This is a genomic window from Paenibacillus sp. LS-5 (genome assembly GCF_056121505.1).
On sequence record NZ_JBWAVA010000011.1, the window covers coordinates 160,768 to 187,751 of the forward strand.

At 50.6% G+C, this 26,984-nt stretch carries 19 protein-coding genes; 15 read left to right on the top strand and 4 right to left on the bottom strand.

Annotated elements, in window-relative coordinates; translation table 11 throughout:
* The first annotated feature begins 129 nt into the window (after positions 1 to 129).
* On the top strand, positions 130 to 4,425 hold the full coding sequence (locus AC0MA3_RS17120) for an alpha/beta hydrolase-fold protein (RefSeq protein ID WP_474657072.1): 4,296 nt from the start codon (positions 130 to 132) through the stop codon (positions 4,423 to 4,425).
* A 98-nt stretch (positions 4,426 to 4,523) separates the two neighbouring features.
* Here the strand turns inward: AC0MA3_RS17120 and AC0MA3_RS17125 are convergent, their stop codons facing one another.
* Complete coding sequence (locus AC0MA3_RS17125) at positions 4,524 to 4,955, bottom strand: VOC family protein (protein WP_474657073.1); 432 nt, start codon at positions 4,953 to 4,955, stop codon at positions 4,524 to 4,526.
* A 114-nt stretch (positions 4,956 to 5,069) separates the two neighbouring features.
* On the opposite strand from AC0MA3_RS17125, the gene AC0MA3_RS17130 reads away from it, so the two are divergent.
* The 6 genes from AC0MA3_RS17130 to clpB all read left to right on the top strand — a co-directional run bounded on the left by AC0MA3_RS17130 (position 5,070) and on the right by clpB (position 13,897).
* Positions 5,070 to 6,095: a helix-turn-helix transcriptional regulator gene (locus AC0MA3_RS17130; RefSeq protein WP_474657074.1), complete on the top strand. Its 1,026-nt coding sequence runs from the start codon at positions 5,070 to 5,072 to the stop codon at positions 6,093 to 6,095.
* Between the two features lie 213 nt (positions 6,096 to 6,308).
* Entirely contained in the window at positions 6,309 to 8,219 is a 1,911-nt protein-coding gene (locus AC0MA3_RS17135) for a hypothetical protein (protein ID WP_474657075.1), read from the top strand.
* 438 nt (positions 8,220 to 8,657) lie between these two features.
* Entirely contained in the window at positions 8,658 to 9,062 is a 405-nt protein-coding gene (locus AC0MA3_RS17140) for a VOC family protein (protein WP_474657076.1), read from the top strand.
* A gap of 303 nt (positions 9,063 to 9,365) precedes the next feature.
* Positions 9,366 to 9,833, top strand: a complete 468-nt coding sequence (locus AC0MA3_RS17145) for an Hsp20/alpha crystallin family protein (protein WP_474657077.1) — start codon at positions 9,366 to 9,368, stop codon at positions 9,831 to 9,833.
* Between the two features lie 359 nt (positions 9,834 to 10,192).
* Positions 10,193 to 11,191, top strand: coding sequence for a DnaJ C-terminal domain-containing protein (locus AC0MA3_RS17150; protein ID WP_474657078.1), 999 nt, complete (start codon positions 10,193 to 10,195; stop codon positions 11,189 to 11,191).
* Positions 11,192 to 11,254: 63 nt separating this feature from the next.
* Positions 11,255 to 13,897, top strand: a complete 2,643-nt coding sequence (gene clpB / locus AC0MA3_RS17155) for an ATP-dependent chaperone ClpB (RefSeq protein WP_474657079.1) — start codon at positions 11,255 to 11,257, stop codon at positions 13,895 to 13,897.
* A gap of 690 nt (positions 13,898 to 14,587) precedes the next feature.
* On the opposite strand, the gene AC0MA3_RS17160 is transcribed toward clpB, so the two are convergent.
* Positions 14,588 to 15,844 (bottom strand): MFS transporter, encoded by a 1,257-nt coding sequence (locus AC0MA3_RS17160; protein ID WP_379157859.1) that lies wholly within the window; start codon positions 15,842 to 15,844, stop codon positions 14,588 to 14,590.
* A gap of 69 nt (positions 15,845 to 15,913) precedes the next feature.
* Positions 15,914 to 17,680 carry a glycosyltransferase family 2 protein gene (locus AC0MA3_RS17165; RefSeq protein ID WP_474657080.1) on the bottom strand — a complete coding sequence of 589 codons (1,767 nt, stop codon included), beginning with the start codon at positions 17,678 to 17,680 and terminating at the stop codon, positions 15,914 to 15,916.
* Positions 17,681 to 17,905: 225 nt separating this feature from the next.
* On the opposite strand from AC0MA3_RS17165, the gene AC0MA3_RS17170 reads away from it, so the two are divergent.
* From AC0MA3_RS17170 to AC0MA3_RS17200, 7 genes are all read left to right on the top strand, one after another.
* Entirely contained in the window at positions 17,906 to 19,522 is a 1,617-nt protein-coding gene (locus tag AC0MA3_RS17170) for an ABC transporter substrate-binding protein (protein WP_474657081.1), read from the top strand.
* A gap of 83 nt (positions 19,523 to 19,605) precedes the next feature.
* Positions 19,606 to 20,556 carry an ABC transporter permease gene (locus AC0MA3_RS17175; protein ID WP_474657082.1) on the top strand — a complete coding sequence of 317 codons (951 nt, stop codon included), beginning with the start codon at positions 19,606 to 19,608 and terminating at the stop codon, positions 20,554 to 20,556.
* A gap of 4 nt (positions 20,557 to 20,560) precedes the next feature.
* A complete protein-coding gene (locus AC0MA3_RS17180; RefSeq protein ID WP_379157871.1) occupies positions 20,561 to 21,406 on the top strand; it encodes an ABC transporter permease in 846 nt (281 codons plus the stop codon).
* 16 nt (positions 21,407 to 21,422) lie between these two features.
* A complete protein-coding gene (locus tag AC0MA3_RS17185; RefSeq protein ID WP_474657083.1) occupies positions 21,423 to 22,439 on the top strand; it encodes an ABC transporter ATP-binding protein in 1,017 nt (338 codons plus the stop codon).
* The gene (locus AC0MA3_RS17190; protein WP_474657084.1) at positions 22,411 to 23,340 is read left to right on the top strand and encodes an ABC transporter ATP-binding protein; all 930 of its coding nucleotides are present in this window, start codon (positions 22,411 to 22,413) and stop codon (positions 23,338 to 23,340) included. Before AC0MA3_RS17185 ends, AC0MA3_RS17190 begins: the two co-directional genes overlap by 29 nt.
* A 39-nt stretch (positions 23,341 to 23,379) precedes the next feature.
* Positions 23,380 to 23,817, top strand: a complete 438-nt coding sequence (locus tag AC0MA3_RS17195) for a hypothetical protein (protein ID WP_474657085.1) — start codon at positions 23,380 to 23,382, stop codon at positions 23,815 to 23,817.
* Between the two features lie 247 nt (positions 23,818 to 24,064).
* Positions 24,065 to 24,901, top strand: a complete 837-nt coding sequence (locus tag AC0MA3_RS17200) for an MBL fold metallo-hydrolase (protein WP_474657086.1) — start codon at positions 24,065 to 24,067, stop codon at positions 24,899 to 24,901.
* Positions 24,902 to 24,924: 23 nt separating this feature from the next.
* On the opposite strand, the gene AC0MA3_RS17205 is transcribed toward AC0MA3_RS17200, so the two are convergent.
* Entirely contained in the window at positions 24,925 to 25,764 is an 840-nt protein-coding gene (locus AC0MA3_RS17205) for an SDR family oxidoreductase (protein ID WP_474657087.1), read from the bottom strand.
* A 184-nt stretch (positions 25,765 to 25,948) separates the two neighbouring features.
* Here AC0MA3_RS17205 and AC0MA3_RS17210 point away from each other — a divergent pair, with 184 nt between their 5' ends.
* On the top strand, positions 25,949 to 26,977 hold the full coding sequence (locus tag AC0MA3_RS17210) for an AI-2E family transporter (protein WP_474657088.1): 1,029 nt from the start codon (positions 25,949 to 25,951) through the stop codon (positions 26,975 to 26,977).
* The last annotated feature ends 7 nt before the right edge of the window (positions 26,978 to 26,984 follow it).

Below are 26,984 nucleotides of genomic sequence, written 5' to 3' on the forward strand. Positions count from 1 at the left end.
CTTCATTCTACTTCTGAAAAAGCGCAGATTATCCCAATTCAGCGCACTTAATCCATTAACTTCATTAGCCTCTATACTTATACTTACTTTGCAAGACAGAGAATAACTAATTTTAGGGAGGAATGTTATTTGGTCACTCGGAAAAGACCGATTGCACGTCAGTTTTTATCTATTATACTTGCCCTCTTAGTCATTACTTCAGTATTGCAACCGCTTCCAGTAAAGGCTGCGGCGCAAATTACGGGGGACCGTTTCTATGCAGAAACATACTCCTCTGCAACCTTGAATAAAGAGCTGGGTTATCGTATTTATTTGCCGGAAGGCTATGAGCATTCAGATCAACGGTTTCCGGTAGTGTATCTGCTTCATGACGAGGGAGGGTCCAGTCTGCAATTCGAGGAAGACGGCCTGGCAGGTCGGCTTGATCAATGGATCGCGGACGGAGAAATGCAGAAGATGATCGTCGTCATGCCGGATACAGGCAGTGACAGCTGGTTCATCAACCAGCCCGGTGCTCCTTGGGAGGATGTTATTGTAAGCGATCTCATTCCCTCAATTGATGCCAATTACCGGACAATCGCTTCTCCGCAATACCGGGGCATCAGCGGAATCTCAATGGGCGGCTATGGTGCATTCATGCTCGGCCTCAAGCATCCCGATCTGTTTCGTTCGATCGCAAGCCATATGGGTGCACTCGGCACAACGATCCAAGGACAAAACCCGTTAACACTCCTCCAATCTATGAGCGTAGGACAGCTGGGGGTATATAATTACTACTTGGACGGGGGCACAGAAGATTCCTTGACTTATGCGGATGGATCGACAAATGATATCCACGCCTATTTCCGGGGTAAAAATATCCGGCACGAATATCAGATGCGGCCTGGCGGACATACGAGAGATTACTACCTGACTTATCTGGACCGTTCTTTCGCCATGCACAGTAATAGTTTTGGCTCAAGCCTGGTGACCGGCAGCTTTACAGCGGCTCCTCAGGCGATCTCGGACCAGACTGAAGTACAGGTGGACTATACAATTAATCTGAACCGCTCACTCGTAACCGAGTATGTGTATGGAAATGTAGCGAGCAGCGACTTCCACTTGTTGACCCGCTTAAAGGTCACAACTTCAGAAGGTGAAGATCGCTTTAGTGATCAGTCAGATCTGGGCGATGTGGTAACTTCCTCTAACCAAAACACCTTTACCGGCACCTTCACGATTCCCGTGTCGGCGCTGGGAACGGATAAGAGCTTCAAGGTGTCCTTAGAAGGGCATCTGCTGGGCAGCTCCTATTCTTTCGGCACCAAGCCGCTGATCCAGGTAACTCCGATCGGCAGCTCCCCAGAAGATACCCAAATTGACCTGCTGGGAGATTGGTACTTTACCAAAGACACCTTTCCAGACAGCACAGTAGAAGGCCTGAAACCGGATCTTCAGCAGGGTGACTGGCGGATTGTGCAGCCGGGGCTTGATTGGTGGACGAACGGCTTTGGCAACTATAGCGACATGGGTAGCTATTATGGAGCTGCCTGGTACTACCGCGAGTTTTGGGTGCCGGAGGATTTTCCGGATGAAGATCTTACGCTGCTGGCCGGCAAGATTGATGACGCTGACCAGACTTACATTAATGGTCAGCTCATCGCAGAAACAGGATTCAAAAACGGCGGATACACCTCCTCATTCTGGGCACAATCGCGGGAGTACAGCATCCCTTCGGGCCTCCTGAAACGGGGCGAAGTGAACCGGATTTCTATCCGGATCTACAATCAGAATGGTGGAGGCGGATGGTATGCCGGGCCTGTAGGCATTTATACTAAGGCTGCCCTGCAAAAAGAGAAGAAACTGCCATCTAAAGTACCGGCAGAGTCCCTATCAACCGAAGTAAAGGCATTAGCGGAAAAGCAGATAAGCGCGATTGCCTCCAAAAATTTCGCAGCCTACCGTGACACGCTCGCACCGGGTTATTTTGAAAAAGGATATGGTAAGCTGCAAAAGGCGGATCAGGCTGTCAAGCTGGTGAACAGCTACAGTTCCATTAAGACCGTTATTACCAGTCCATATGTATTCGAATTGGACGGCAAGTATCTGTATACGGCCTATATCCGAATGACCGGTAAGGACACTGCCGGACAGGATGTTGTCATCCAGGAAGGACAAGTCTCCCAGTATTATCAACATACCGGAGGAAAGCTGCTGGAAAGCGGAGACCAGAAACGGTTTTACGTTACAGAGTTCTTCTCTAAGAGTGCAAACCGCATGGTTAAATACCGCGTCTACCTGCCTCCTGGCTATCTGGCAGACCAGTCTAAGCGCTATCCGTCGGTATACCTGCTGCACCAGTTCAACAGTGACAGCGAATCTTATGAAATCGACAAAGTTGACCAGATTCTGGATAACGGCATTGCAGACGGCTCACTCCGTGACATGATCGTCGTCATTCCAGATTCCAGCGGTATGAGCTGGTGGGTGAACGGAGAAGGAGCCGATGGTGTCAAGTGGCAGGACATGGTCACCAAGGATCTGGTTTCACTGATCGATGATCAGTATAGAACGATTGATGACGCAAGATACAGAGCCACATCCGGTGTCTCGATGGGTGGCTTCGGTGCCTTCGCTATCGGTCTTCAATATCCAAATTTGTTCTCCAGCGTAGCCAGTCACATGGGGGCCCTCCCCTTTACGATGTCCGGACAGAATCCGGTTAAAATCGTGACCCAGTATCCTATTGATGCACTCAAACGCTATTCTCTGTACATCGATTCCGGTAACTTGGACGGCTACAAGTTCGACCTTGCAGTCAATACACTGCACAAGTATCTGATGAATGCTGGTATACCGCATTATGCCGAAATTCGGGACGGAGCGCATGACAGTGCATTCTATACTAAATCGATCGGCCTCTCCTTTGCGATGCACAGCCGTCACTTTGCCCCGGCCAACGTGGACAGTAGTGTACTGAGCGGCACAACGTCGTTCTCCCGCTCTGCGGATGGGACAGACCAGATCACGTATGCAATGTCCGCCAAAGAAGGGATCAGTGCTTATACCGACGTCATCCCAGTCTCGCCTTATGTCAAAGAAACAAACCCGGCACTGGTTCTGCCGGTGACCGTCGAAGTCTTCAATACAACCGTAAGTGAGAGCGTATACCGCTGGCAAGATACAGTGTCCGTTAAAGGTGCAGCCGACTTCTCCCAGAAGATCGTACTGCCAGAATCGCTTGCGGACGGAAATTACGAGATCGTGCTTACTTCTGCTGTGCTGGACCATAGTCTGGAGCTGAGCCGCGTTCCCTTGAAGATTTCTTCCAACAGTGGTAGCGGTAGCAAGGATGATGGCAACGTTACTGTTACTCCCGCCCTGTCCGGTTCAGATACTAGCGGTTCTGCCGTAACTGTAACATTGGATGAAGTGAAGAAGGCTATTGCTGCCAAAATATCGCTACAGTTCTCCGTCAAGGATGGCAGCAAGCTGGAAGTGCCATTTGAGACACTGCAGCAATGGGTGAATGCTGTGGGTGCCGATCAGCTTCAGGCGATTAAGTGGAGCATTGCCCCAATCCCTGCATCGGAGCAAGCAACATGGATTCATGCGGCTGCCTCGTCATGGACAGGACAGCTTGCCCCAGCAGGGCCCGTGGTAGATATGAATATTAAGGCGCTCCTCAAAGATGGAACGGCTCAAGTTCTTTCTGCTCCGTTTGTTCAGCCGGTGGGACTGAGTCTCACAGCCAGCACCCAGGCGGACAGGGAGCTGATGGGGATCTACCATTTAACAGCAGATCAAAAACTGGAGTATCTAGGCGGGACCTTCGATACCGCGACCGGTACTATGACTGCGAAGCTTAACCATTTCAGCAAGTACGGGGTATGGACTTACACCAAATCCTATCAGGATCTTGTGCAGTCACACTGGGCACATAGAGCTGTAGAGGTTCTATCCGCTGGACATATCGTGAACGGTGTAACGGATACGGCGTTCGCACCGGATCGTCAAGTGACCCGCGCGGAATTTGCTGCAATGCTGGTCCGTTCCCTGCGGTTGCAAGCTGATAATACCGTTCTCCCATTCAAGGACGTACCCGCAGGCAGCTGGTTTTATCCTTCGGTAGCTGCGGCGTATCAGGTTGGTATTATCCGAGGGATCAGCCAAGATGAATTCGCTCCGAAGAAGACCATTACGAGGGAAGAGATGGCTGTCATGATCTATAATGCTTACCGGTTGAAATCCAGTGATGCTCCGGTATCCTTAGGACAAACTGCTGTCTTCTCCGACCAGTCCCAAATCCATGACTGGGCTCAGACGCCGCTGAATGCCGTACTGAATCTCGGTCTGATGAAAGGCACCAGCAGCACTACTCTGGAACCACTCAGTCAGGCAACCCGGGCTCAATCCGCAGAGATCCTGTACCGGTTCATTAAGTAAATGACAGTGGAGACAGACCCTTCTCATTTATAACCGCAAAAAGGCTAACAGAGCAGCAATTCTCCCGTTACTGGAGAATTGCTGCTCTGCGTTTGTGGTTACTTTCCGGTTCCCCGCTTCGTAAATACCTGGAACACTACCCCGAACTTATCAGTAATCATGCCGTAAGCAGGACTGAAGTAAGCGGGCCCCAGCTTCACCTCAACTTGACCGCCTTCCTTGATAGAATGGTACAGCCGCTCAGCCTCTGAAGTGTTGTCTACGGTAAGGCAGATGTTAATGCCATTCCCCGGAAGCAGCGCCTGTCCTTCCTCCAGATCAGCCAGGAAAAATTCCGTCTCCCCCACCTGCAGAACTGAATGGGCAATACGTGCTTTAGCTTCCTCTGACATCGGTTTATCGGGATTCTGCGGACCTTCTCCGGCAGTTTGCTTGAAGAGTAGCTTTGCCCCCAGCGTCTTCTGATAAAATTCAATCGCCTCCCGTGCCTTTCCGTCAAGCAGTATAAAAGGATTCAGCTGTATTGACATGTTCCCATCGCTCCCTACTGTTGAATTTGCCCGCTTGAGCTGGGCTATAAGTTCATTGTAGGGTACAATAGTGACAAGTATTGTCACAAATAAAAAAGTTAATGGAGCTATGACATGTCAAAATCCAAACGGCTGCTTGACCTGATGATGACCGTTAACCGCAAGCGGAAATTTACTGTTAAAGAACTGGCGGATGAATATGGCGTATCCTCAAGAACGATACTGCGGGATTTGCAGGAACTTGGGGAGCTGGGTGTTCCGCTATATTCCGAAGTGGGGCCGCACGGCGGTTACCAGGTGCTGAACGAGAGAATCCTCCCGCCGATTGCGTTCACGGAGGAGGAAGCGGTGGCGATCTTTTTTGCCAGCCATGCCCTGCGCCACTACAAGTACCTGCCCTTCAAGGAAGAGTCTGTATCCGCATTGCATAAGTTCTATCATTATATGTCCGGAGATGTCCGTGACCGTATTGACGAGATGAAGAACCGGATTGATTTTGTAACCCCAGGGCGCCAGGCAGAGTTTCCTTATCTATCCATACTGCTGGAAGCGGCAACAGGGCAGAAAGTACTGAATATTGAATATGAAACCAGGAGCAAGCGTATGGAGCGTCCAATCCAACCCATTGGCATTTATGCCAGCAGCGGATTATGGTATTGCCCCGCCTATTGTTTCCTGCGCGGCGGCGTCCGCGTGTTTCGATGTGACCGGATTCATACAGCTAAATATGCGGTGTCCGGGCCTGCCCCCCTGGATTTGCGGCATGTTCATCTGGGAAATAGAGAGGCTTACAACAAACTGGAACCGGCAGGGAACATAGATCAGCAACAAGACTCACTGCAGGAGATGAGTGTGCTCCGGGACCAGGAGTCTAACCAGAAGAAAGAGCAGGTACGGATACATATAGAGCTGACAGATGAAGGTGTACAAGCCTGTGAAGCCGAGCTTTGGTCGGCGCCCTTGCTGCATATCCGTGAGAACGGCACCGGCTGGCTGGAAGGAGAGATCCCGCATAAAGACCTGCAATTCTTTGCCCGGTTCGTGATCGGTCTGTGCAATGGAGCAGAGATACAGCAGCCGCAAGAACTAACTAAATTGGTGAAGGAGCTACTTGTCGGTATGCTGGCGAAATATAATTAGTGCAGCAATGAAGAAGATTTCAGAAGGAAGATTGTCTGGCACACAGGAAAGGGTGTAATGTTACTTTGTTTTTATCTTTTTTTGACTGTGATGCGAGGAACCTTACCTCAAGTAGGTACAACCGTTTTTTTGAACCATTGAAAACACAACGCTGTCGGAAAGAGTGGACTAGAATGATTTGTAAACCTTTGCTAAAGAATTGAGGTGGATTTTTTGGATATGGTTAAGTTTTATTCTGAACATGATATGGTTTGTGGTATAGAACTAAGCAAAATTGCTGATAAAATCAATGCAAGTGCTTTTGATAAGGATTGCAAAATTTCTGACATAATCGAATTTCATAATATCCTTAAGTATCTTGAAATAAAGAGGTTTTCTGACTACATTGAAGAATTAACTCATAGTGATTGTAAAATATTAGAGAAAGAATTGCGCAAAAAAATTGGACAATTTTTAGGAGTATCTGGTTCAAATTATGCTAAATTGTATGATGAGATTGACTTTATTGAAACCGAGGATTTTTTAGAGATAATTGAGAAGTATAAATTATATGAAAAAATTGACGAAGTGGATTTCAAAGAGTTACTGAATAAAGAATATGTTCACATTTATATGGTGCTTGAATTTAAACAACTAACTGAATGTTATGATTCTCTTATCAAAGAGAAAATTCTTAGTGACCATAGAAATGCTGAGACAGTTATTTCAAAATATCTTGGTGAGACGAGACTGTCCTTGCCACCTTCATTGTCAAGTGATGAAGTAGTAGAATTAATTGATAGATATATTAATTCTCAAGAGGTAAACATCAATTATCTCAGAAGTATTATTACGTTTCCAACAAATCGGGGAATTATTATTCCAGACAAAGTGAAATTACACGCAAAAAGAAAAGAAATTATTGAAAACGAAAAAATATTCAGTAACGGAGCAGGAATTGAATCAAGTGTTTCAATTTTATATCCGACAGACCTTAATGAGGAAATAATTATTGCTAAAACAGGTACAACGGTGGATATTAAGGTGAGTAGAAAGTGGATTGAAGAGAATCAAGATTTCCCTACACTTTGGAATAATTTTATACACTTATTCAATATAGTAGATGATAAATTTAGATTAACTTTAGTATCCAAAATAAATAGTATGAGTGCTTTGGAGTCGGCGTTCAGTCCATCAGGAAGTCATTTATATAGAACATCATTTGGATTTAATTTTCTGGAGATGATAGCTAATGCTGAAGTGAATAGCTATATACTGGTGATGAATACCTTTAATATAAGAATTGAGGATATGATTGAATGGTTTTTTATGGAGTATATAAAAGATGAATTTTCGAAAGAAAATTTCGTAGTAAAGATGCCAGCTGATGTTACACCATACTTTGAAAAATGCAGGTCGATTCTACCGGAAATAGATAGAGTGTTTAAACAGTACAACGCATTAGTAGAAGATGGGGAAATTGACCAAGAGTTAATTCAACTCTCTTCTTCTAGCTTTAAAAATAATGAAATCAAATCATTCAATACCAACAAATATGTGTATCCGTTGGATGGTTGGTATAAAACTGCAGCATACTTATTGTTTTCTGATCAAAGTGGTATTTTTTATTTGCCAAATAAAAAAGAAAAATATAAGAATTTCATCAATTTAGTAGTCAAAGATTCTGTTAAAAAAAGCGATTTTCTTGAACACCAGCTTTTGCGAATGCAATGGTTATTTGATAATGAACTGATTTTCGAAAATGATAATGGCTATATTAAAATTGTGGATTTTAAGACTGTTTACATCCTAAAAGAATTATATTATGAGGATGTATTAAGTTATTGGCATTGCCCTGAAGAGATTAGAAGTGTAATAGATGATTTTGAAAAGAAGAATTATGTGACCTTTGAAAGTACACTGCTATCACGAAATGAACAAAATTATCTGGATTATTATCTGAATAAATCTAAATTTACTAATGGGTTTGATATTCGAAATAGATATTTGCATGGAACTAATGGAAGCGATGAGAACCAGTATAAGACTGATTATTATTTGATTTTGAAGCTTTTTATTATCATAGTTATTAAAATTAATGATGATTTATGTATTAAAGAGGATTATTCAAGAAATGGTCTTTAAATAGTATCTATCAAAGATAGAATATGTCATTAGCCTCAAAAGTTAATAGAATAAACCTATCGCTGTTGAGGGTGATTCGCACGATAGCTCATTAAGTTCTTAAAAAGTCTTGTTGCATCTTTTTTACTTAAGACGGTTGTACAGCACTTGGTACGTAGGAGCGTATCATAAATGCAGCTTCGTCAAACGAAAAGGATAATCTCGATCAGATTTCATTATTCCGAAAAGAATTACAGTGTGATCTACACCAAGACATCCGCCATTTTGTCGAACTGGACTAATGATTCGAATTCCCGTATCATTCCGAAATCGGATTCGTGTGATAACCCAAAGAATTCTAAAACGCTACTGACATAACGTTGTCAGTAGCGTTTTTTTATAATTGGACCTGTAAATGTAAAGGAAATATATAAGTAAAATTAGGAAGGATGATATCTTGTGAATTTCGCTTCTGTACGCATCATTACTGACGACGTGGATCGTCTCGTTGAGTTCTATGAGAAAGTCCTGGGGGTTTCGGCGGAGCGGCCTGCGCCTGTATTTGCCGAACTCGTTGTGCCATCATGCACCCTTGCAATCGGCCACTCCCAGACGGCGCAGCTATTCGGCGCTGATTCCGTAGTGGGGGCCAATAATCGAACTGTCATTATTGAGTTCCTCGTCGACGATGTTGAAGCCGAATACGTGCGCTTGAAGCCATTTGTCGAGAATTGGGTAAAGGAACCGACCACAATGCCGTGGGGGAACCATTCTATGCTGTTCCGCGATCCCGATGGCAACCTTCTTAACCTCTTCGAGCCGGTGACTGAGGATGCGATTAAACGGATTAGAGGTAGACAATGACGGATTGAACTCGAGGCTTACGCATATAATAATCGCGCGGTGCCAGACGTTTTTCTATAACCAGGAGTACCATAATGCGGTGATGATGAGATGCTGGAGAATGAGTACCAAGAGCGTTATCCAGCCACGAAGGTCAAATAAGGTCAAATAAGCAATAACACTAAATTTTGGTTATGAAAATGAGCTGAAATGCCGGATTTCCCCGGTTTTTCGGCTTATACAAGTTTTGTCTTCCCCCGCAAAGGGGACTATAATAAAGCCATAGGTCAAATAAAGTCAAAGTCAAAGAGAGGAGAATGAGAGATGTTTGATTTGGTTCCTTTTGGTAAACGGAGAGATGATGCTTTTGGTGTGCTGGCCAAGTCCCTGAATGAAGTGTTTAATGATGATTTTTTTGCACCGATGAAAAGCTCCACCCTGTCCTTCCGTACAGATATCCGCGAGAGTGAGCAGGCGTATCTGATTGAGGCGGAACTGCCCGGCTTCAAAAAAGATGAAATCGACATTGATTATGCCAGCCCTTATTTGACGATTAAGGCAGTACGCAAGGAAGAAAACAGTGAGGAAAACAAAGACCATCAGGTGGTGCGCAGAGAACGCCGATATGGCGAGTACGTCCGCCGTTTCTACGTGCAGGATATTGCCGAGGATGAGATCCGCGCTTCGCTGAAGGACGGTCTGCTGACCCTGTCGGTACCGAAACGGCAAAAGCCGCTGGGCAAACGCATTGAGATCCAGGACAGCGGCTCTTCCGGAGAGCAGCTTCAATAATCAGCAAGTTGGCATTGGGCATGCAGCAGGCATCTGAGGGAAGCGGAGCATGCTGCGAATGTGCTAGTGTTCGCAAATGTTGAAGGAAGCAGACGTTCAAGTCCGGCCGGATAGGCTGGTATAAAGGGTGTCCCGGGCCGGCGGCCAGTGCCGTTCCCCTAAGATCCCTGCAGGAACAGCCGGTTCACCGGGCTTTTCATATAGCACTATCATAAGGCGCATTGTAGTGGGGATTCCGGCTATGGTGCGCCTTTTCACGAAATAGATTAGCTGTAGATTCTACAGCACCACCATAGGAAATAGGGTAATAAAAGGTAGACAAGGAGCGCGGCTCAATCGCAAGAAAGGAGGAGGTACCCTTGGCGGCAAACTATTACGAAGCATTGGGCGTTGGAGAAAAGGCCTCGAAGCAGGAGATCAAAAAGGCATACCAGAAGCTGGCCAAAAAGTGGCATCCCGATGTCAACAAAGCACCGGAGGCGGAAGCCAAGTTCAAGGAAGCGGCAGAAGCATATGAGGTGCTGGGCAATGAGGAGAAAAGAAAAACCTATGATGAGGAGCTCCGCTATGGTTTTGGCGGTGCAGCCGGAGGCGGGACGCGGCGGGGTGGTGCTTCATCGCCAGGGTATGGTGACTCGCCTTTTGGAACGGGATGGAGCGGGGGCTACTCCTCCTCCGGGGGCGGTATTCCTGAAGAGGATTTGTTTGGTATGTTTTTTGGGAGCCGGGGGGCTGCGGACCGGGCGGGATTTGATTTTTTCTCCAGCAGCGGCGGCGCCGGCAGTCCCTTCAGCGAGAGACGCAGCACGATGCAGGCGCAGCTTGAGATCACACTGGAGCAGGCTTACAAAGGCGGGAACATCAGAGTTCAAGTCGGCGGCAAAGATGTGAATGTCACCATTCCGGCACGTGCCGCTGAGGACACTGTTATCCGGATTCCCGGTGGCGGGGGGAATGCGGCGGTACAAGGCGGTGATCTGCTGATCTCGCTGCATCTGCTGCCGCATGAAATCTATGAGCCGGAGGGCGGAGACCTGTACGGCTCCGTAAAAATTGCCCCATGGCAGGCTGTGCTCGGCGGCGAAGCCAGGGTTCCGCTGCCGGACGGCAGCAGCGTGAAGCTGAAGATCCCGGCCGGGATGGCCGGCGGCCAGACGCTGCGCCTCTCCGGCAAGGGCCTGAAGCGGCCGGATGGTGCGAACGGTGATATTCTGTTCGCGGTGGAGATCGTGATTCCCGCCGACCTGTCGGAGGCGGAGAAGAAGCTGTACCGCCAGCTGGCTGAAGCTGGCAGCTTTCAGGCCGGGCCCAAGCGGCAGGGCCCGGGCGCAGCGCGGCGCAAAGCCGCGATGGGCTAAGCGCCGGGCGGCGCGGGCGATGGCCGGGCGAGCGTACAATTCACAGAAAGGTGATGAAGGAAAATGGACTTCAACAAGTTAACACAGAAGCTGCAGGAGGCGGTTGCCGCAGCGCAGTCGCTGGCAGCGTCCGCGGGGCATCAGGAGATTGATAATCTCCATCTGCTCAAGGCGCTGCTCCAGCAGCATGAGGGTCTTCTGCCGCGCCTGCTGCAGAAGATGAATATTCCCGTACCCGGGCTGATGCAGGGTACGGAGGAGCTGCTGCAGCGTAAGCCCAGCGTCAGCGGCTCCGGGGCAGGAACGATGCGGCGGTATGCATCGCCGTCGCTGATCGCCGTGCTGGAGCAGGCTGAGAAGGAGGCTGCTCAGATGCAGGATGAGTTCGTGGCGGTGGAGCACGCCGTACTTGCGATGGTGTCCGACTCCAGCAGCGGGAACCGGGAGCTGCGCGGGCTGTTCACGAGCCGCGGACTGACGCGCGACAAGCTGCTGGAGGTGCTGGCGGAGATCCGCGGGCATCAGCGGGTGACGAGCCGGGAGCCGGAAGCTACTTATGAGGTGCTGGAGAAATACGGGCGCGATCTGGTGGCTGAGGTGCGGGCAGGCAAGGTGGACCCTGTGATCGGGCGTGACGGGGAGATTCGCCGGGTCATCCGCATTCTCTCCCGCAAAACCAAGAACAATCCGGTGCTGATTGGTGAGCCGGGCGTCGGAAAGACGGCGATTGTGGAAGGGCTGGCCCACCGGATTGTCCGCAAGGATGTACCGGAGGGATTGAAGGACAAGACGATCTTCTCGCTTGATATGAGCGCGCTGATCGCCGGGGCTAAGTACCGGGGAGAGTTCGAGGAGCGGCTGCAAGCGGTGCTGAAGGAGATCCGCGAGAGTGACGGACGGATCATTCTGTTTATCGATGAGCTGCATACGATTGTCGGTGCGGGTAAGACTGAAGGTGCGATGGACGCCGGCAACATGCTAAAGCCGATGCTGGCGCGCGGCGAGCTGCACTGTATCGGGGCAACGACGCTGGATGAATACCGCAAATATATTGAAAAGGACCCCGCGCTGGAACGCCGTTTCCAGCAAGTGCTGGTCAACGAGCCGGATGTGGAGGACACCATTTCCATTCTGCGCGGACTGAAGGAACGCTTCGAAGTCCATCACGGGGTCAAAATCCATGACAGCGCGTTGGTAGCTGCGGGCGTTCTGTCGAACCGGTATATTACGGACCGTTTTCTGCCGGATAAGGCCATCGACCTGGTGGACGAAGCCTGTGCGATGATCCGCACAGAAATTGATTCCATGCCGGGAGAGATGGACGAGGTCACCCGCCGTCTGATGCAGATGGAGATTGAAGAAGCGGCGCTCAAAAAAGAAACCGACGACGCCAGTAAGCGCCGCCTCGAAACCCTGCAGCGTGAGCTGGCCGATCTCAAGGAGAAGCATCTGGGCATGACGGCCCGCTGGGAGAAGGAGAAGTCGGCCATTCAGGGACTGCGCGAACTGAAGAAAAAGCTGGAGCAAGCCCGGAAAGACCTGGTGGATGCGCAGGAGGTCTACGATCTTAACAAGTCTGCGGAGCTGAGCTATGGGATCATTCCCGACCTGGAACGGCAGTTGAAGGCAGCGGAGGAGGCGGCTTCGCAGGATCAGGAGAGCCGGCTGCTCCGTGAAGCCGTGACCGAAGAGGAGATTGCCGATATCGTATCGCGCTGGACAGGCGTCCCGGTGACCAGATTGGTTGAAGGTGAACGGGATAAGCTGCTGCGGCTGGAGGATACGCTGCATGAGCGGGTAGTTGGACAGGAGGAGGCCGTCCGGCTGGTGGCGGATGCGGTTCTCCGTGCCAGAGCAGGCATCAAAGATCCGAACCGGCCGATTGGTTCCTTCCTGTTCCTCGGGCCGACGGGTGTGGGCAAGACTGAGCTGGCCAAAGCGCTGGCGGTGTCGCTGTTCGACCGCGAAGACGGCATGATCCGCATCGACATGTCGGAGTATATGGAGAAGCATAGCGTCTCCCGTCTCGTGGGTGCGCCTCCAGGGTATGTCGGTTATGAGGAAGGCGGCCAGCTTACCGAAGCGGTGCGCCGACAGCCATACACGGTAGTCTTGCTAGATGAGGTGGAAAAGGCCCATCCCGATGTATTCAACATCCTGCTGCAGCTGCTGGATGACGGACGGCTGACCGATTCACAGGGCCGGATGGTGGATTTCAAGAATACGATTATCATCATGACCTCCAACATCGGTTCGCCGCATCTTATTCAGGGCACCGATGACAACGGGGAGCTTACGAATGCGGTTAAGGACCGGGTCATGAAGGAGCTGAGCGGCCATTTCCGGCCAGAGTTCCTGAATCGTGTAGACGATATTGTGATGTTCAAGCCGCTTCAGTTGGCTGAGATTGAGCAGATTGTGGTCAAATTGGTAGATGGACTCCGCCTGCGTCTGGCAGACCGCGGCGTTGGTCTTGTGCTTAGCGAATCAGCGGTACGGTTTATCGCAAGAGAAGGTTTTGATCCGGTATATGGTGCAAGACCGCTCAAACGGTTCATCCAGCGGAGTCTGGAGACCCGTGTGGCGCGTGCACTGATTGCCGGTGAGGCAGAGGAAGGGTCGGTGATGGAGGTAGGCGAAGCGGGTGGCGAACTGTCCGTATCGATCAGCCATCCGAAGCCGGCAGAGGCGCTTCACTCTAAATAATGAAGAGGCTGGAAGCCCGCTTCGACAATCAAAAAGACAGCGTAGCTGCACTTCGTACAATTTAACAGGCCGCGGATTTCATCGCGGATGTTGAACGGTATGTTGTGCAGCTATTTTTATTAAACCAGGGAAATCCGCGGTGCCGTCCAATTTTACTGAGGAAAGCGCATTTTATCCTATTTTGTTCCATATTACTTTTGTACAATAGATGTAGTGGCTGTAGAGTCAAGGCGGTTTAGCTTGATAACAGTTGGCCGCATGAACCCAGCGGGGGTGAGAAAATCAGGAAAATATCATGGTTAAAAGGAGTTCGTTATTTTTTCTCGGTGGCAGTCCTTATTTTTGCAATCCTTGTATTTATTAAGCCTAATGAAAATGTGTGGTTGCCTTTGATGAGTTTCAGCCTGAGTATACTGTGTTTATTTCAGGCTTTTGAGATCAGGGCGGCACAGGCAGGTGCAGGGTCACGCAAGTATGCCAATTATGTGATGTTGCTGGTTGCATCCGCCGTAAATCTGGCTGCTTCTTTGTATATATTTAGCAGATTTTTATAGTGTACCTGATGTTCCACGCCAACAAGCGCCCACAGCCGTAAAGGCTTGGACGCTTGTTTTTTGTATCGGTTACGATGCAGACGCCAACCAGAGCACCAGATGCACCTAACACACCTAACGCACCAGACAAGTCCTTTTACATCAGCTGCCCTTTTGTTTTCAAGTGACGATACAGCAGATATGCCGAAAAAGAGCACAGCAGTGCACACAGTCCAATGAAGCCGTAACCCGCCTGCAGTCCGCGCAGCAGTCCTATTCCTTCCTCTTGTCCGGAGGAGAACATTTCCTTGATCCCTTCGGTGATCGCCCCGATGAAGTAGTTGCCCAGTACGCTGGCTACACCGATGAGGGTGACGACGAAGGTGATTGCCGTATCGCTTCCGTTGCGGTAGCGGTCCGCGATCAGCGCCATAACTGTCGGGTAGATGGGAGCGACCCCAAGGCCGGCGATGGCGAACAGAATAGCACCGGGTTCCCCCGACACAATAGCAGCAAACGTGCAGATGCCCGTGAAGGCAGAGAACACAATCAGCGACAATGCGAAGCCGATCTTGTCCGTCAAGGGTCCCAGCACAAGCCGCGCCAGCGTGAAGCAGAGGAAGAATGCGGACAGCATGCCGGCAGCAGCCGGGGTTGACCAGCCGTAGGCTTTTTCCAGGAAATTAACCAGCCAGCCGCCGACAGCCAGCTCTGAGATAACGCCGAACGAAAGCACAGCGACCAGCAGCCAAATGACCGGATCCCGGGAAATCGCGGAGAGGGGAATCCGGTCCTCAGTAAGCGTAGCATCTTCGGGGAACTTGCCCAGAAACGCTGGAATCATAGGGATCAGGGACAGCATCAATATAATCAGATACACTCCGCGCCAATCCAGCATATGGCCGAATATCGTCACCGTCATCAGTCCGGAGGAGATCAGCGGAGCCACGGTCGAGCTTAACCCATAGAAGAAATGCGACAGATTCATCATCGTCCCGGTATTCTTCACAAAGATTCTTGCCCCCAGCACAGCTAGCCCGATTTCCAGCATCCCGTTGCCGATATACATCAGGAAAAAAGAGCCTGACAGCGCCGGGTAACTATGGGAGAGGAAAATGAATACTCCCGAGACGGCCATGGAGCCGAAGGCGAGCAAGCTGACTGCTTTGATACCAATCTTGCGGATCAGCAGAGCTGTAAAGGTACAGGCCAGCAGATACCCGAGAGAGTTCAGCGACAAAAGAGTGCCGAGCTGCATCTCATCCAGCCGCAGATCGCTCTGGATACGCGGGATAGCGGGGCCTTTGATATTTTCAGAAAAGCCGAAGATCAGATAGCCGACGAATACCGTCAGCAGTTGAAGCGTATAATTGCGTTTGGATGAAGCGGAATGGAGTGCCGGATCAGCTTTCAAGATGTACCTCCTGGGGTTAAGATTGGCCGGTCTAGGGTTCTAACCGCATGAGGTTCATTATACCACCGCTCACTCTATCCAAGGAACCAGATGTGGATGCTGGTCAAGAATAGACATATACTGCTCTTTCCAGCCGTACTGGCCGTCGGGGTCTAGCAGCATATAGCGCTGATATTTCTCCAGCCGGAATTCTGCCCTGGACCAGCCCAGGTGTTTCAGCCGCAGATTGCTCAGCAGATGAGGAAGCTCAAAAACATTCTCCGGCAGCCGGTCGCATTGCTGGGGAAGGTCATTCCACGCATAGCTGAAATCCTTGCGGTAGCGGAGCAGAAAGGGCCGGTAGCTGAGATGGGAGCGCCAATACTTATCTTCCCGGTAATGCTGGTCATCCCAGAAATCATATGGTCGAAAGCAGAACAAATCGCAGCTGTCCTCGCGCAGCAGGCTGTCGATGTCCTCTGCAAACCGCTCTTCAAAAATCTCATCCGCATCCAGACTGAGTATCCATTCGGGTTCGGTCTTCACAACCTCGTCCCACTGCTGCTTGCGCAGTGCGGATTCATTATTGAACTTGGAGATGCTGTTGCGCACTAGGTGAAGCGGAATCCCCTGAAGAACCTCGCGGCAGATGTCAGCCGTATCATCGGTGCTTCCGTCGTCGATAATGACTGCCTCGTCAATGTACAAGCGGTGCGACTGCAGTGCCTGCCGCAGAAAGCGCCGGCCTTCGTTCTTGACCACCATGGTCAGGGTCAGCTTGGGTCTGTCCAGCCCAGCCCGTCTTTCAAAAGATGCAGCAAATTCAGCCGCCGCACGGGCGGCCTTGCCGCTGTCTGTTTCCTCTGCCGACAACGGCTCCTTGCGTAGCTGCTGCAAAGCCTCCGACTCCGTCCAAAGCTTGTCGCTGTCCTGGCCGGCGGACTGGGCAGACGATTCAGCCCCGGCAGTATTCACCGCTTGCGTCCCGGCTGGAGCTTCAACTTCGTTACTATCCCTACTTGTAAAAGTAAACATCTTCGGCACCACCGTGCTACGCCGGATGAAATCTGCCACCTTATCAAGGTCGCTGTCTCTGTACACGTGCAGTGCGGGATAGCAAGTATCCACATAGAGTGGAATGTCCAGGGCGGCAGCACGGATACAGAAGTGGCGGTCCTCGCCCCAGTAGGAGATATTGCGTACTCTGTCAAAACTGGCGCCTGCAGCAATTGCCTTACGGCTGATCAGGGTGCAGGCGCCCAGTCCGCCAACCTCATAGATGCCAGGCTGCTGCAGCTTGGCCAGAAACAGATGAAATCTGCGGCTGATTTCTTCCTGGCTGGGCTGCTCGCCCGGCTCACCTTCCCATTGGTTATATTCATCATGCATCCAGACCTGTGGCTGCTGCGGAGTGCCTGGATGCCACTGCGTCCAGAAGATCTCGGAAATAATGTCCCTGTCTGCCCGGATTAGTTGCAGCAGGGTGTCCGGGTGCAGAATCAGATCGGAATCGACCAGAAACAGATAATCATAACCGAAGGCTTCAGCCCGCCGGATCATCAGGTTCTTGAAGCCCGCCACCTTCCAGACGAGGCTGAAGTTCCAGTAATGGGTTGTTTCATTTCGGATATAGGCATCATGACAGCCGGAGGCTTGCAGGAATACTTCATTCTCGCTAGCTGCAAAGGCTTCAAGCAGGCGGCTGGACGCCCTGTCCTCATTGTCGTCGATCAGATAGAAATCCAGCTCGATATTAACCCGCCGCAAGCGCTGTAGTGAATTCAGGAATTCCTGCAGAATATGGGGCTTTTGGTGAACCGGGCTGCCAAGCAGTACCCGCATTTTGCTCTCACTCATCATTGTCCACTCCAGTATCGATAGATGTATGGATTATATGTATTTAATATATTTGCAGGATTACTGGATTAACCCTCATTTTTTACGGGGGAGGCAGCTAGTAGTGTATTTTCCATTCATGCTACATTTATGTAAATTCAAATCCATTGTAATTCCTAGTATTCCGATGTATAATTCTGAAAATAAAGAGTGGGCATGCTCACAGACCATGGAGGAGAGAAAGATATGCGCAAAGGATTATCTGGGGTTGTAGCTATAATATTGTTAACTTTTTTGATTAGTGCGTGCTCCGGGGGCAACAACGCCGCATCACCGGCAGCAAGCGGGACACCTGCGGAATCTCAGCAGCCTGCTGCGGGCGAAGGGCCGAAAGATGGAGGGAACCTGATTATCGGAGTAGCTTCCGATCCGGTAGTGCTTAATCCAAACTATGCGGGCGACCGTGTCAGCCTGACGATCGACCAGGCGCTGTATGCGCCGCTGTTCCAAGTCAACAACGGTGAGAAAACCTTTTATCTTGCGGATAGCCTGACACCTTCTGCCGATAATTTAACCTATACCCTGAAGCTGAAGAGCGGACTTACCTGGCATGACGGGGAGAAGCTTACAGCCGATGACGTGGTGTTCACTATTGAGAAGATTCTGGATGAGAAGCAGAACAGCTTTCTGCGGGCCAACTTCCTGATTAATGACAAACCGATCACTGTCACGAAAGTGGATGATTTGACTGTGGAATTCAAGCTGCCTCAGGTCAGCCCGGCGTTTGAAGCTACACTCGTGCAGGTAACTCCTATTCCAAAGCATATTTTTGAGAATGAAACAGACATTGAGAAGAGCACCAAAAATGCTGCTCCAGTAGGCTCCGGTCCTTTCAAGTTCAAAGAATACAAGGCAGGCGAATATCTGACGCTGGAACGGTTCGACAACTATTTCGGGGGCAAGCCGCACCTGGATTCGGTCACCTACCGGATTGCCAAGGATGCGAATGCTGCGAACCTGGCCCTGCAGAATGGCGAGATTAATGTACAGTACCTGGATCCGAAGGATGTAAGCACGATTCAGGCGACCAATAATTTTGAAATCCTGCCTTACGCCGAAGGACGCTTGTCGTATCTGATGTTCAATGCGAACAGCGATACCGGCGCCCTGGCGAAGAAAGAAGTCCGTCAAGCCCTGTCACTCGCGCTCAGTCGTGATGAGATTATCCAGACAGCCTACACTTCAAGTGAATATGCCGATCCTGCTAAGTCTTTCCTGACTCCGGACGCGCTGTACTTCACCAATGATGTACCTACCTTCGATAACGATACAGCGAAGGCTAAGGAGATGCTTCAAGCAGCAGGAGTAAGCAATCTGAAGCTGAGATTCATCGTACAGAGCGGCAACAAAGCGCAGGAAGCTATCTCGCTTTATGTGCAGCAGAAGCTGAAGGCCGTCGGTGTGGAAGTTGAACTGCAGAACATGGATTCCTCTGCCTGGGTGCAGAAGTTCATCGATCTGAAGTCTACCGATTTCGAGCTGGCCCTGACCGGTTATATTATGGGCTATGATCCGGATGCGTACCGCATTCTCTTCACCTCTGGAGCGTCTTCGAACTATTCGCATTATGCGAATCCGGAAGTCGACAAGCTGCTGAATGATGGTGCAGGCGAAGCTGATACAGCCAAACGTGCGGATATTTACAAAAAAGCGCAAGAGCTCGTCGCCGAGGATGCGCCGATCTATCCAATCGCTTATACCAAAACTGTTGTTGCTATATCCAAGAACTACGGTGGTCTTGAAGAAGCAGTACTGAAGCCTGTTGTTATTTTCGAAGACCTGTCCAAGATTTATCAGAAATAAGAGCGGAGAAAATAAGTGCGGGAAAAAATAAGCTGGGCCGCCCAGCTTATTTTTTTGCCGGTGGGGAGCGGGAGAAGCTGCGTATGAGACAACTCATCGTAAGAAGATTACTGCAAACACTGCCGATGCTGTTCTTTGTATCGGTCGTGTGCTTTACCATGATCAAGCTGGCTCCGGGAGATCCGGTGCTGTCTTTTGTTACACCCAACATGCATGCGGATGACATTGAGCGTATCCGTCATAACCTGGGACTGGACAAACCGGCCTATATTCAATATTTCATCTGGATCAAAGAAATGGTGCAGGGGAACTTCGGGTATTCCCTGATTAATCACCAGCCCGTACTTGGGCAGATTCTGGAGCGCCTGCCGGCAACGGCCGGTCTGATGGGCAGCGCGATTGCGCTGGCTGTACTGCTCTCGATTCCGCTTGGCCTAATTGCCGGAGCGAACCGGAATCGCTGGGCCGACAAGGTGATTAACTTCATTTCCTATATCGGCATCTCCATTCCATTATTCTGGCTGGCCATTCTGCTGATGTACCTGTTCGCGATCAAGCTGCACCTGCTTCCGAGCATGGGCATGCGCACCATTGGGGTGGAATCCGCGGCGGATGTGCTCAAACATGGGATTTTACCCTGCTCCGTGCTGGCCTTTGGTTTTCTTGCCGGTTATGTGCGTTATATCCGCTCAAGCACCATTGGACAGCTGAAGGAGGAGTATGTGCAGATTCAGTATGCCTTCGGCTCGAAGAAGTCGACGATATTGTTCCGTCATGTCATGAAGCATGTGCTGCTGCCGGTGATTACGCTGCTCGGGATGTCTATGGGCGATCTGGTGGCGGGTGCCATCGTGACGGAAACGGTTTTTTCCTGGCCAGGTATTGGCTCGCTGGGCATGACAGCAGTTAAGGGAATGGATTATCCGGTAATCATGGGGATTACCCTGTTCTCCTCCCTGATGCTGATCTTTGGCAATCTGGTGGCAGATATACTCTACAGCTTCGTGGACCCACGAATCCAACTAAAGGGGTGACCTCATGAATCGCAGTAAATGGAAAAATATAAAGGACGAACTGTTTGCGAACGGTCTGGGTGTCGCCGCCTTGCTGATTCTGATTGTGTTCACGCTTGGGGCAGTATTTGCCTTTCTGTCCGGCTATGACCCCAATGCTATGGACGCCATGGCTAGGCTTACGCCACCGGGTGCCGGCCATTGGTTCGGGACGGACGACTATGGCCGCGATTATCTGGCGAGAGCGCTATACGGCGGGCGCATCTCTCTCTTGGTCGGTTTCGCTTCGATGATTGTGGCAACCGGCATCGGGGCCACCATAGGTGTAATCAGCGGCTACTTTGGCGGCTGGCTGGATAATCTGCTGATGCGGCTGCTGGATGTAATCATGTCGATCCCGTCCTTTCTGATTCTGCTGCTGCTCAGCGTGTATTTGAAGCCAAGTGTCGGCAACATTATCATTATTATTGCCCTCTTGATGTGGATGAACGTGGCGCGGGTTGTCCGGGCGGAGACGATGACGATCAAGGAACGTGAATATGTGCTCTATGCCAAAGCTTCAGGTCAGAGTGCCTCAGGTATTATCTGGCGTCATATTCTTCCTGGTCTGGTGCCGGTTATTATCGTAGGTGCGACGAACAATATCGCTTCGGCGATTATGATGGAATCGTCGCTGAGCTTTCTCGGCTTTGGGGTACAGCCGCCGAATGCAACCTGGGGCAGCATGCTGAACAGCGCACAGGGCTATATTGCCCAGGCGCCTTATCTCGCGCTGTTTCCGGGTCTTTTGATCCTGCTGACTGTACTGAGCTTTAATGTGCTGGGTGATATTTTGCGTGTCGGCTTTGAACCGAAGCTGATGCGGAGATAGGGAGAGTGAAGACATCATGACGACACGGCTGCTGTCTGTTGAAGATTTACAGGTTTCGTTCGCTACCCGGGATGGGGAGAATCAGGCCGTCCGGGGGGTCAGCTTTCATATAGATGCTGGTGAAACGGTAGGGATTGTCGGGGAATCCGGCAGCGGCAAAAGTGTCACGGCCAAAGCGATTATGTCACTGATCGCTCCTCCGGGCCGCATAACGGCCGGGAATATCGAGTTTCGCGGCGAGCGTCTGAGCAGACTTTCAGAGAAAGAATGGCGGAGTCTGCGGGGGAACCGGATCGCGATGGTCTTTCAAGACCCGATGACCTCCCTGAATCCGGTGAAAAAAATCGGCCAGCAACTGACGGAGGTCATCCGCAGGCACCGTAGACTGAATAAAGAAGAAGCGTATGCTGAAGCAGCCAGGATGCTGCTCCAGGTCGGCATCCAGAATCCGGAGCAGCGGCTGAAGCAGTATCCGCATGAATTCAGCGGCGGAATGCGGCAGCGGGTGATGATCGCCATGGCGCTGTCCTGTCAGCCCGAGCTGCTGATTGCCGATGAGCCGACAACAGCGCTGGATGTGACGATACAAGCGCAGATTCTGGATCTATTCAAGGAGCTCAAAGAAAATTCTGATACGGCCATTGCACTGATTACGCATGATCTGGGTGTGGTTGCACAGGTCTGCACCCGCGTGATTGTGATGTATGGCGGGTTGATTATGGAGGAAGGGACGGTAGAGGATATCTTTTACCGTCCCCAGCATCCGTACACGGAGGGGCTGCTGCGCTCGATTCCGAAGCGCGGAGGTGGTTCACGCGAGCGTCTGATTCCGATTGAAGGCACACCGCCGGATTTGCTCGACCCACCTCCGGGCTGCCCGTTCATGGAGCGCTGCCCTCATGCTTTTGCCCGCTGCAGCGAACGTCCGCCTACAGTAGAACTTGCTGCGGGTCACCGCTCAATGTGCTGGCTGGCGAAGGATACGCAGGGTCAGACGGCAGCTTATGCCGAGGGGAGGAATTCCGTTGAGTGAGAGTAAAGTATTGGTGGATGTGAATAACCTTCACAAGCACTTCTCTAAAGGCAAGGATATGCGCGGGCGCGATACAGCTGTGCTAAAGGCTGTCGATGGCGTGAGTTTTCAGATCCGCCAGGGGGAAACTTTCGGGCTGGTGGGCGAATCGGGCAGCGGCAAGTCCACAGTGGGACGCTGTCTGCTCCGGCTGTACGATTATACCGGTGGCGAGGTGTTCTTTGATGGACAGCCGCTTGGCAAGCTGGGAGAGAAGGGGCTTAAGCCTTTCCGCCGCCGTATTCAGTCGATCTTTCAGGACCCGTATTCCTCACTGAATCCGAGCCTGAATGTGCTCGAGCTGATCAGTGAGCCGATGAAGATTCATGGAATTTATCAGGGTGGGGAGCGCAAGGAAGCAGTTGCCGGACTTCTAGAACGGGTAGGGCTCAAGCGGGAGCATCTGTACCGCTTTCCCCATGAGTTCAGCGGCGGACAGCGGCAGCGCATCTCTATTGCACGGGCGTTGTCGGTCCGGCCTGAATTTGTTGTCTGCGACGAGCCGATTTCGGCGCTGGACGTTTCTGTGCAGGCCCAGGTCGTCAATATGCTGGAGGATCTGCAGTCCGAGTTCGGTCTGACCTATCTGTTCATTGCCCATGACCTGTCAATGGTCCGGCATATTTCAGACCGCATCGGCGTCATGTACGGCGGACGGCTGGTTGAGGTAGCGGATAGTGATGAATTGTATGACAACCCGCTCCATCCCTATACTAAGGCACTGATGTCTTCCATTCTGGAGACAGACCCGCGTAAGGGTAGCCAGAGAATCAGGCTGGAAGGTTACTCTGGAGAAGAGAAAGCAACGGCACAGGCAATATTACGCGAAGTAAGTCCGGGCCACTATGTGGCTCTTGACTGAGTCCAGCACTAATCTACAATGATAACGGGAGGCGATGAGATGACAGAGACCAATATAAAAGTAAAGCTGTCGCAATGGGATGCCCTGCTGCTGGAATCACTGCGATCCTTCGGCTGGTCCGATGAGGAGCTGCTGCGCAGAGTAGAGGCGGGCGATTTGCCGGTGGATAAGAGTGAATATGAATTTGATTATGCCCGGCTGACCACTCTGGCAGATGAGCAGCCGGAGGAATTCCGACAGGCGGTAACCGGCAGCTACCAGATCAAATATAATACCATTCGCGGCATACGCAGCTGGATTTCCGTTGCTCTTGGCAAGCAGGCCAAGCTGGAGCTGGAGGAAGGCAAGGAAGCGGCGGAAGTAGCTTTGACCGAAGCCGAGAAAAACAGATTGGAAACCGCGCTCTCTTTCGGCTGGCGGATTACAGACGAGCCTTCGGGTACCGGAGTCTACCGGATTGAACCGATCCAGAGATAGTAGAATATGAAAATCAACTGCCCCGCTGACCATGTGCCAGCGGGGCAGCTGTACGTAGGGGAAGGTGTACATAGTCTTAGTGTGTCATAGCATAGTTGCTGTGCTTCGGTAAGGTGAAGCAATCTGGGTTGTGCTACTCCTGTGTTAGTCAGTTAAGCATCTGAAACGCACACTGTACAATGGACGTATGATAAGAAACCTATGGCTCTTGTCAGGGTCAGCAGTTCATTGTTAAGGAGGAGACCAAATGCTGAAGTGGAAGCGCGGAGAGATCACCTTGTTCCAGAGTGATCTTTATGAGACGAACTCGCTGGTGGTAGAGAGTACCGATGCTGTGCTGGTCGTTGACCCCTGCTGGCTGCCGCGGGAGGTGGAGGAGATTCGTCAGTATGTCAGCGGTATCCTTGGCGGAAGAAGGTTGCTGTTACTGTTCACGCATTCCGATTTTGATCATATTATCGGGTATGGTGCCTTCCCCGAGGCTGAGGTTATCGCAAGCAGAGCTTTTGCGGAGAAAAGCCGGGAAGAGCGGGAAACGATTCTGGAGGAGATCCGGGCTTTTGACGATGATTACTATCTCAAAAGACCGTATGAGATTATTTATCCGGTTGTGAATCATATTATGGAGCAGGAGGGGCAGACGATGGCATTCGGGGAGCTGCAGTTAACGGGGTATACTGCACCGGGTCATACTAATGACGGCCTGTTCACGGTGGTTAATGGATCTCAATTGCTTATAGCCGGGGATTATTTGTCTGATGTGGAGTTTCCTTATATCTATGACAGCAGTACTGCCTACGAAGCTACACTCTCCAAGTTGGAACAGATCATAACCAGGCATCCTGTTCCGCTGCTGATCCCCGGACATGGGGAGGCAGCGGATAGTCTGCTGGACATTGAGTGCCGCAGGTTAGCCGGACTGGGCTATATCCGCAGCCTGCGGGCAGCTGTAGCTGCCGGAGATCAGGGGGGAGTGGATCGGCTCATTGCAGGCTGCACCTTCCCCCGCAATATGCGCAAATTTCACCGCAGCAATCAGGAGCTGATGGAGCGGGAGCTGGCCGGAATCACTGGAACCGCCTGAACCGCCGGTTCATTCGAAGGACCTTACATATTCAGCTGGATCCGGCGGGTGCTAAGCACGCCCTCCAGGCCTGTAGGATCTGTGCTTACTTTGCGGGCGACGAATTCTTCCGCCCGTTCCGAAGTGCGGATTCGGAGCGGCTTGGGGTCCATGTGCACCAAGTCCCACATGACTTCGGCTACAGAGTCCGCCGTCTGGGGTTCTACGTTGCGCTGGAGGAACGTCCCGGTGTAGGCATCCAGAATCGGCTTATATTCGTCTTCCAGAATGCCGCCGGTTTTGGCTACATGCCCAAGTACAGTTTTGTTGAACTCCGTAGCGATCGCACCGGGCTCAAGCAAAGAGATGTCAATGTTGAACTGTGGTTTGTAATAGGTAGCCATACTTTCCAGCAAGCCTTCCAGGGCGAACTTGCTGGCACAGTAGATCTCGTTCATCGGCTGGCCCACCAGCCCGCCCACGCTGGAGGTCGCGACAATATGCCCGTATCCGGTCTTGCGCAGCAGGGGAAGCGCCGCACGGATCGTATGCATGACTCCATAGACATTGGTGTCGAATACGCGGTGAATATCTTCTATCGGCGCTTGTCCAAGCGCCCTGAGGTAGCCGAAGCCGGCGTTGCAGAACAGCACATCAAGGCGGCCTTGCTCCTGCTCAATATGATCCATTACCCGCTGGATGCTGTCAGGCTCAGTGACTTCCATCTCTACAAATTTCAGATTGGCCACTTCGCTGAACCGCTCCTGATCCCGTTCCAGGTTGCGGGTTCCCGCATAGACGGTCCAGCCCTCGCTCGCGAATTTCAGAGCAGAAGACAGCCCTATTCCGGATGATGCACCGGTGATGCAGATAATTTTACCCATAAAGGATTCAGCCTCCAGCTTTTTTCCATATATTATAGCATACGGCAGACTGCCTCCGATAATCCGACATAAAGTTTGTGTTTTCGCATATTTGAAGGGGTGTTCAGTTGCTATAAGTGATTTCGGTACTGTAGACTATATAGTAAGGACTAATTGCAAGTGAATGGAGAGGAACAGAGGAACGATGGATGTATTTAAGCGTTATTATGCGAATTTAACAGTCCGGCGCTTTTTGATTCTGGCGCTGATTGCACTGCTGCTGTACAGTATCCGGGATATGCTCAATTTGGTGCTTCTGACGTTTTTGATTGCTTACGTAATGAATAGCTTTCAGGTGCTGCTGTCGAGGCGGATCGGCAAATTCGTCAAGGTGAACAGCAAGGTTATTATTGTTATATTATACCTCGCTCTAATCACGATGATCGTCCTAACGCTCGTCAAATACCTGCCCAAGGTATACACGCAGATTAAGCAGTTGACCGATTTTTTAACCACTCTAACCTCTGAAGATCTCCCGCAGAATGAAATTACACAGTATCTGTTCAATCAATTGAAGGATTTGAATTATGAATCCTATATGACCCATGGCATTGGATATGTGCTCAAAATCAGCAACTGGGGAACTACCTTCGTATTAGCAACTATTCTGAGCTTTGTCTTCATTCTTGAGAAAAACCGCATTGTCAATTTCACCTCCCGCCTGAGAGACAGCAAGATTTCCTGGTTCTATGTGGAACTGGAATACTTCGGCAAGAAATTCATCTCTTCGTTCGGCAAGGTCATTGAAGCGCAAATTCTCATTGCTCTTTTCAATACCCTGTTCACTGTGGTGGGCTTATGGATTATGGGTTTCTTTTTTGAGCCGTTCCCGTACCTTTTCGCCCTGGCGATCATGATCTTCCTGTTAAGCTTAATTCCGGTGGTTGGGTTTGTGATTTCACTTATCCCCTTGTGTATCATCGGCTACAATATCGGTGGTCTCGTAATGACGCTGTATGTGCTGGGACTGATTGCCGTGCTGCATTTCATGGAAGGCTACTTCCTGAATCCGAAGCTGATGTCTTCCAAAATGAACCTGCCCATGTTCTACACCTTCATTGTGCTGCTGTTCTCCGAGCATTATATCGGTGTATGGGGGCTGATCCTCGGGATTCCTATTTTCGTCTTCTTCCTTGATATTCTGGAGGTTACCCGGGATAAACCTAAGGTGTAAGTCCTCC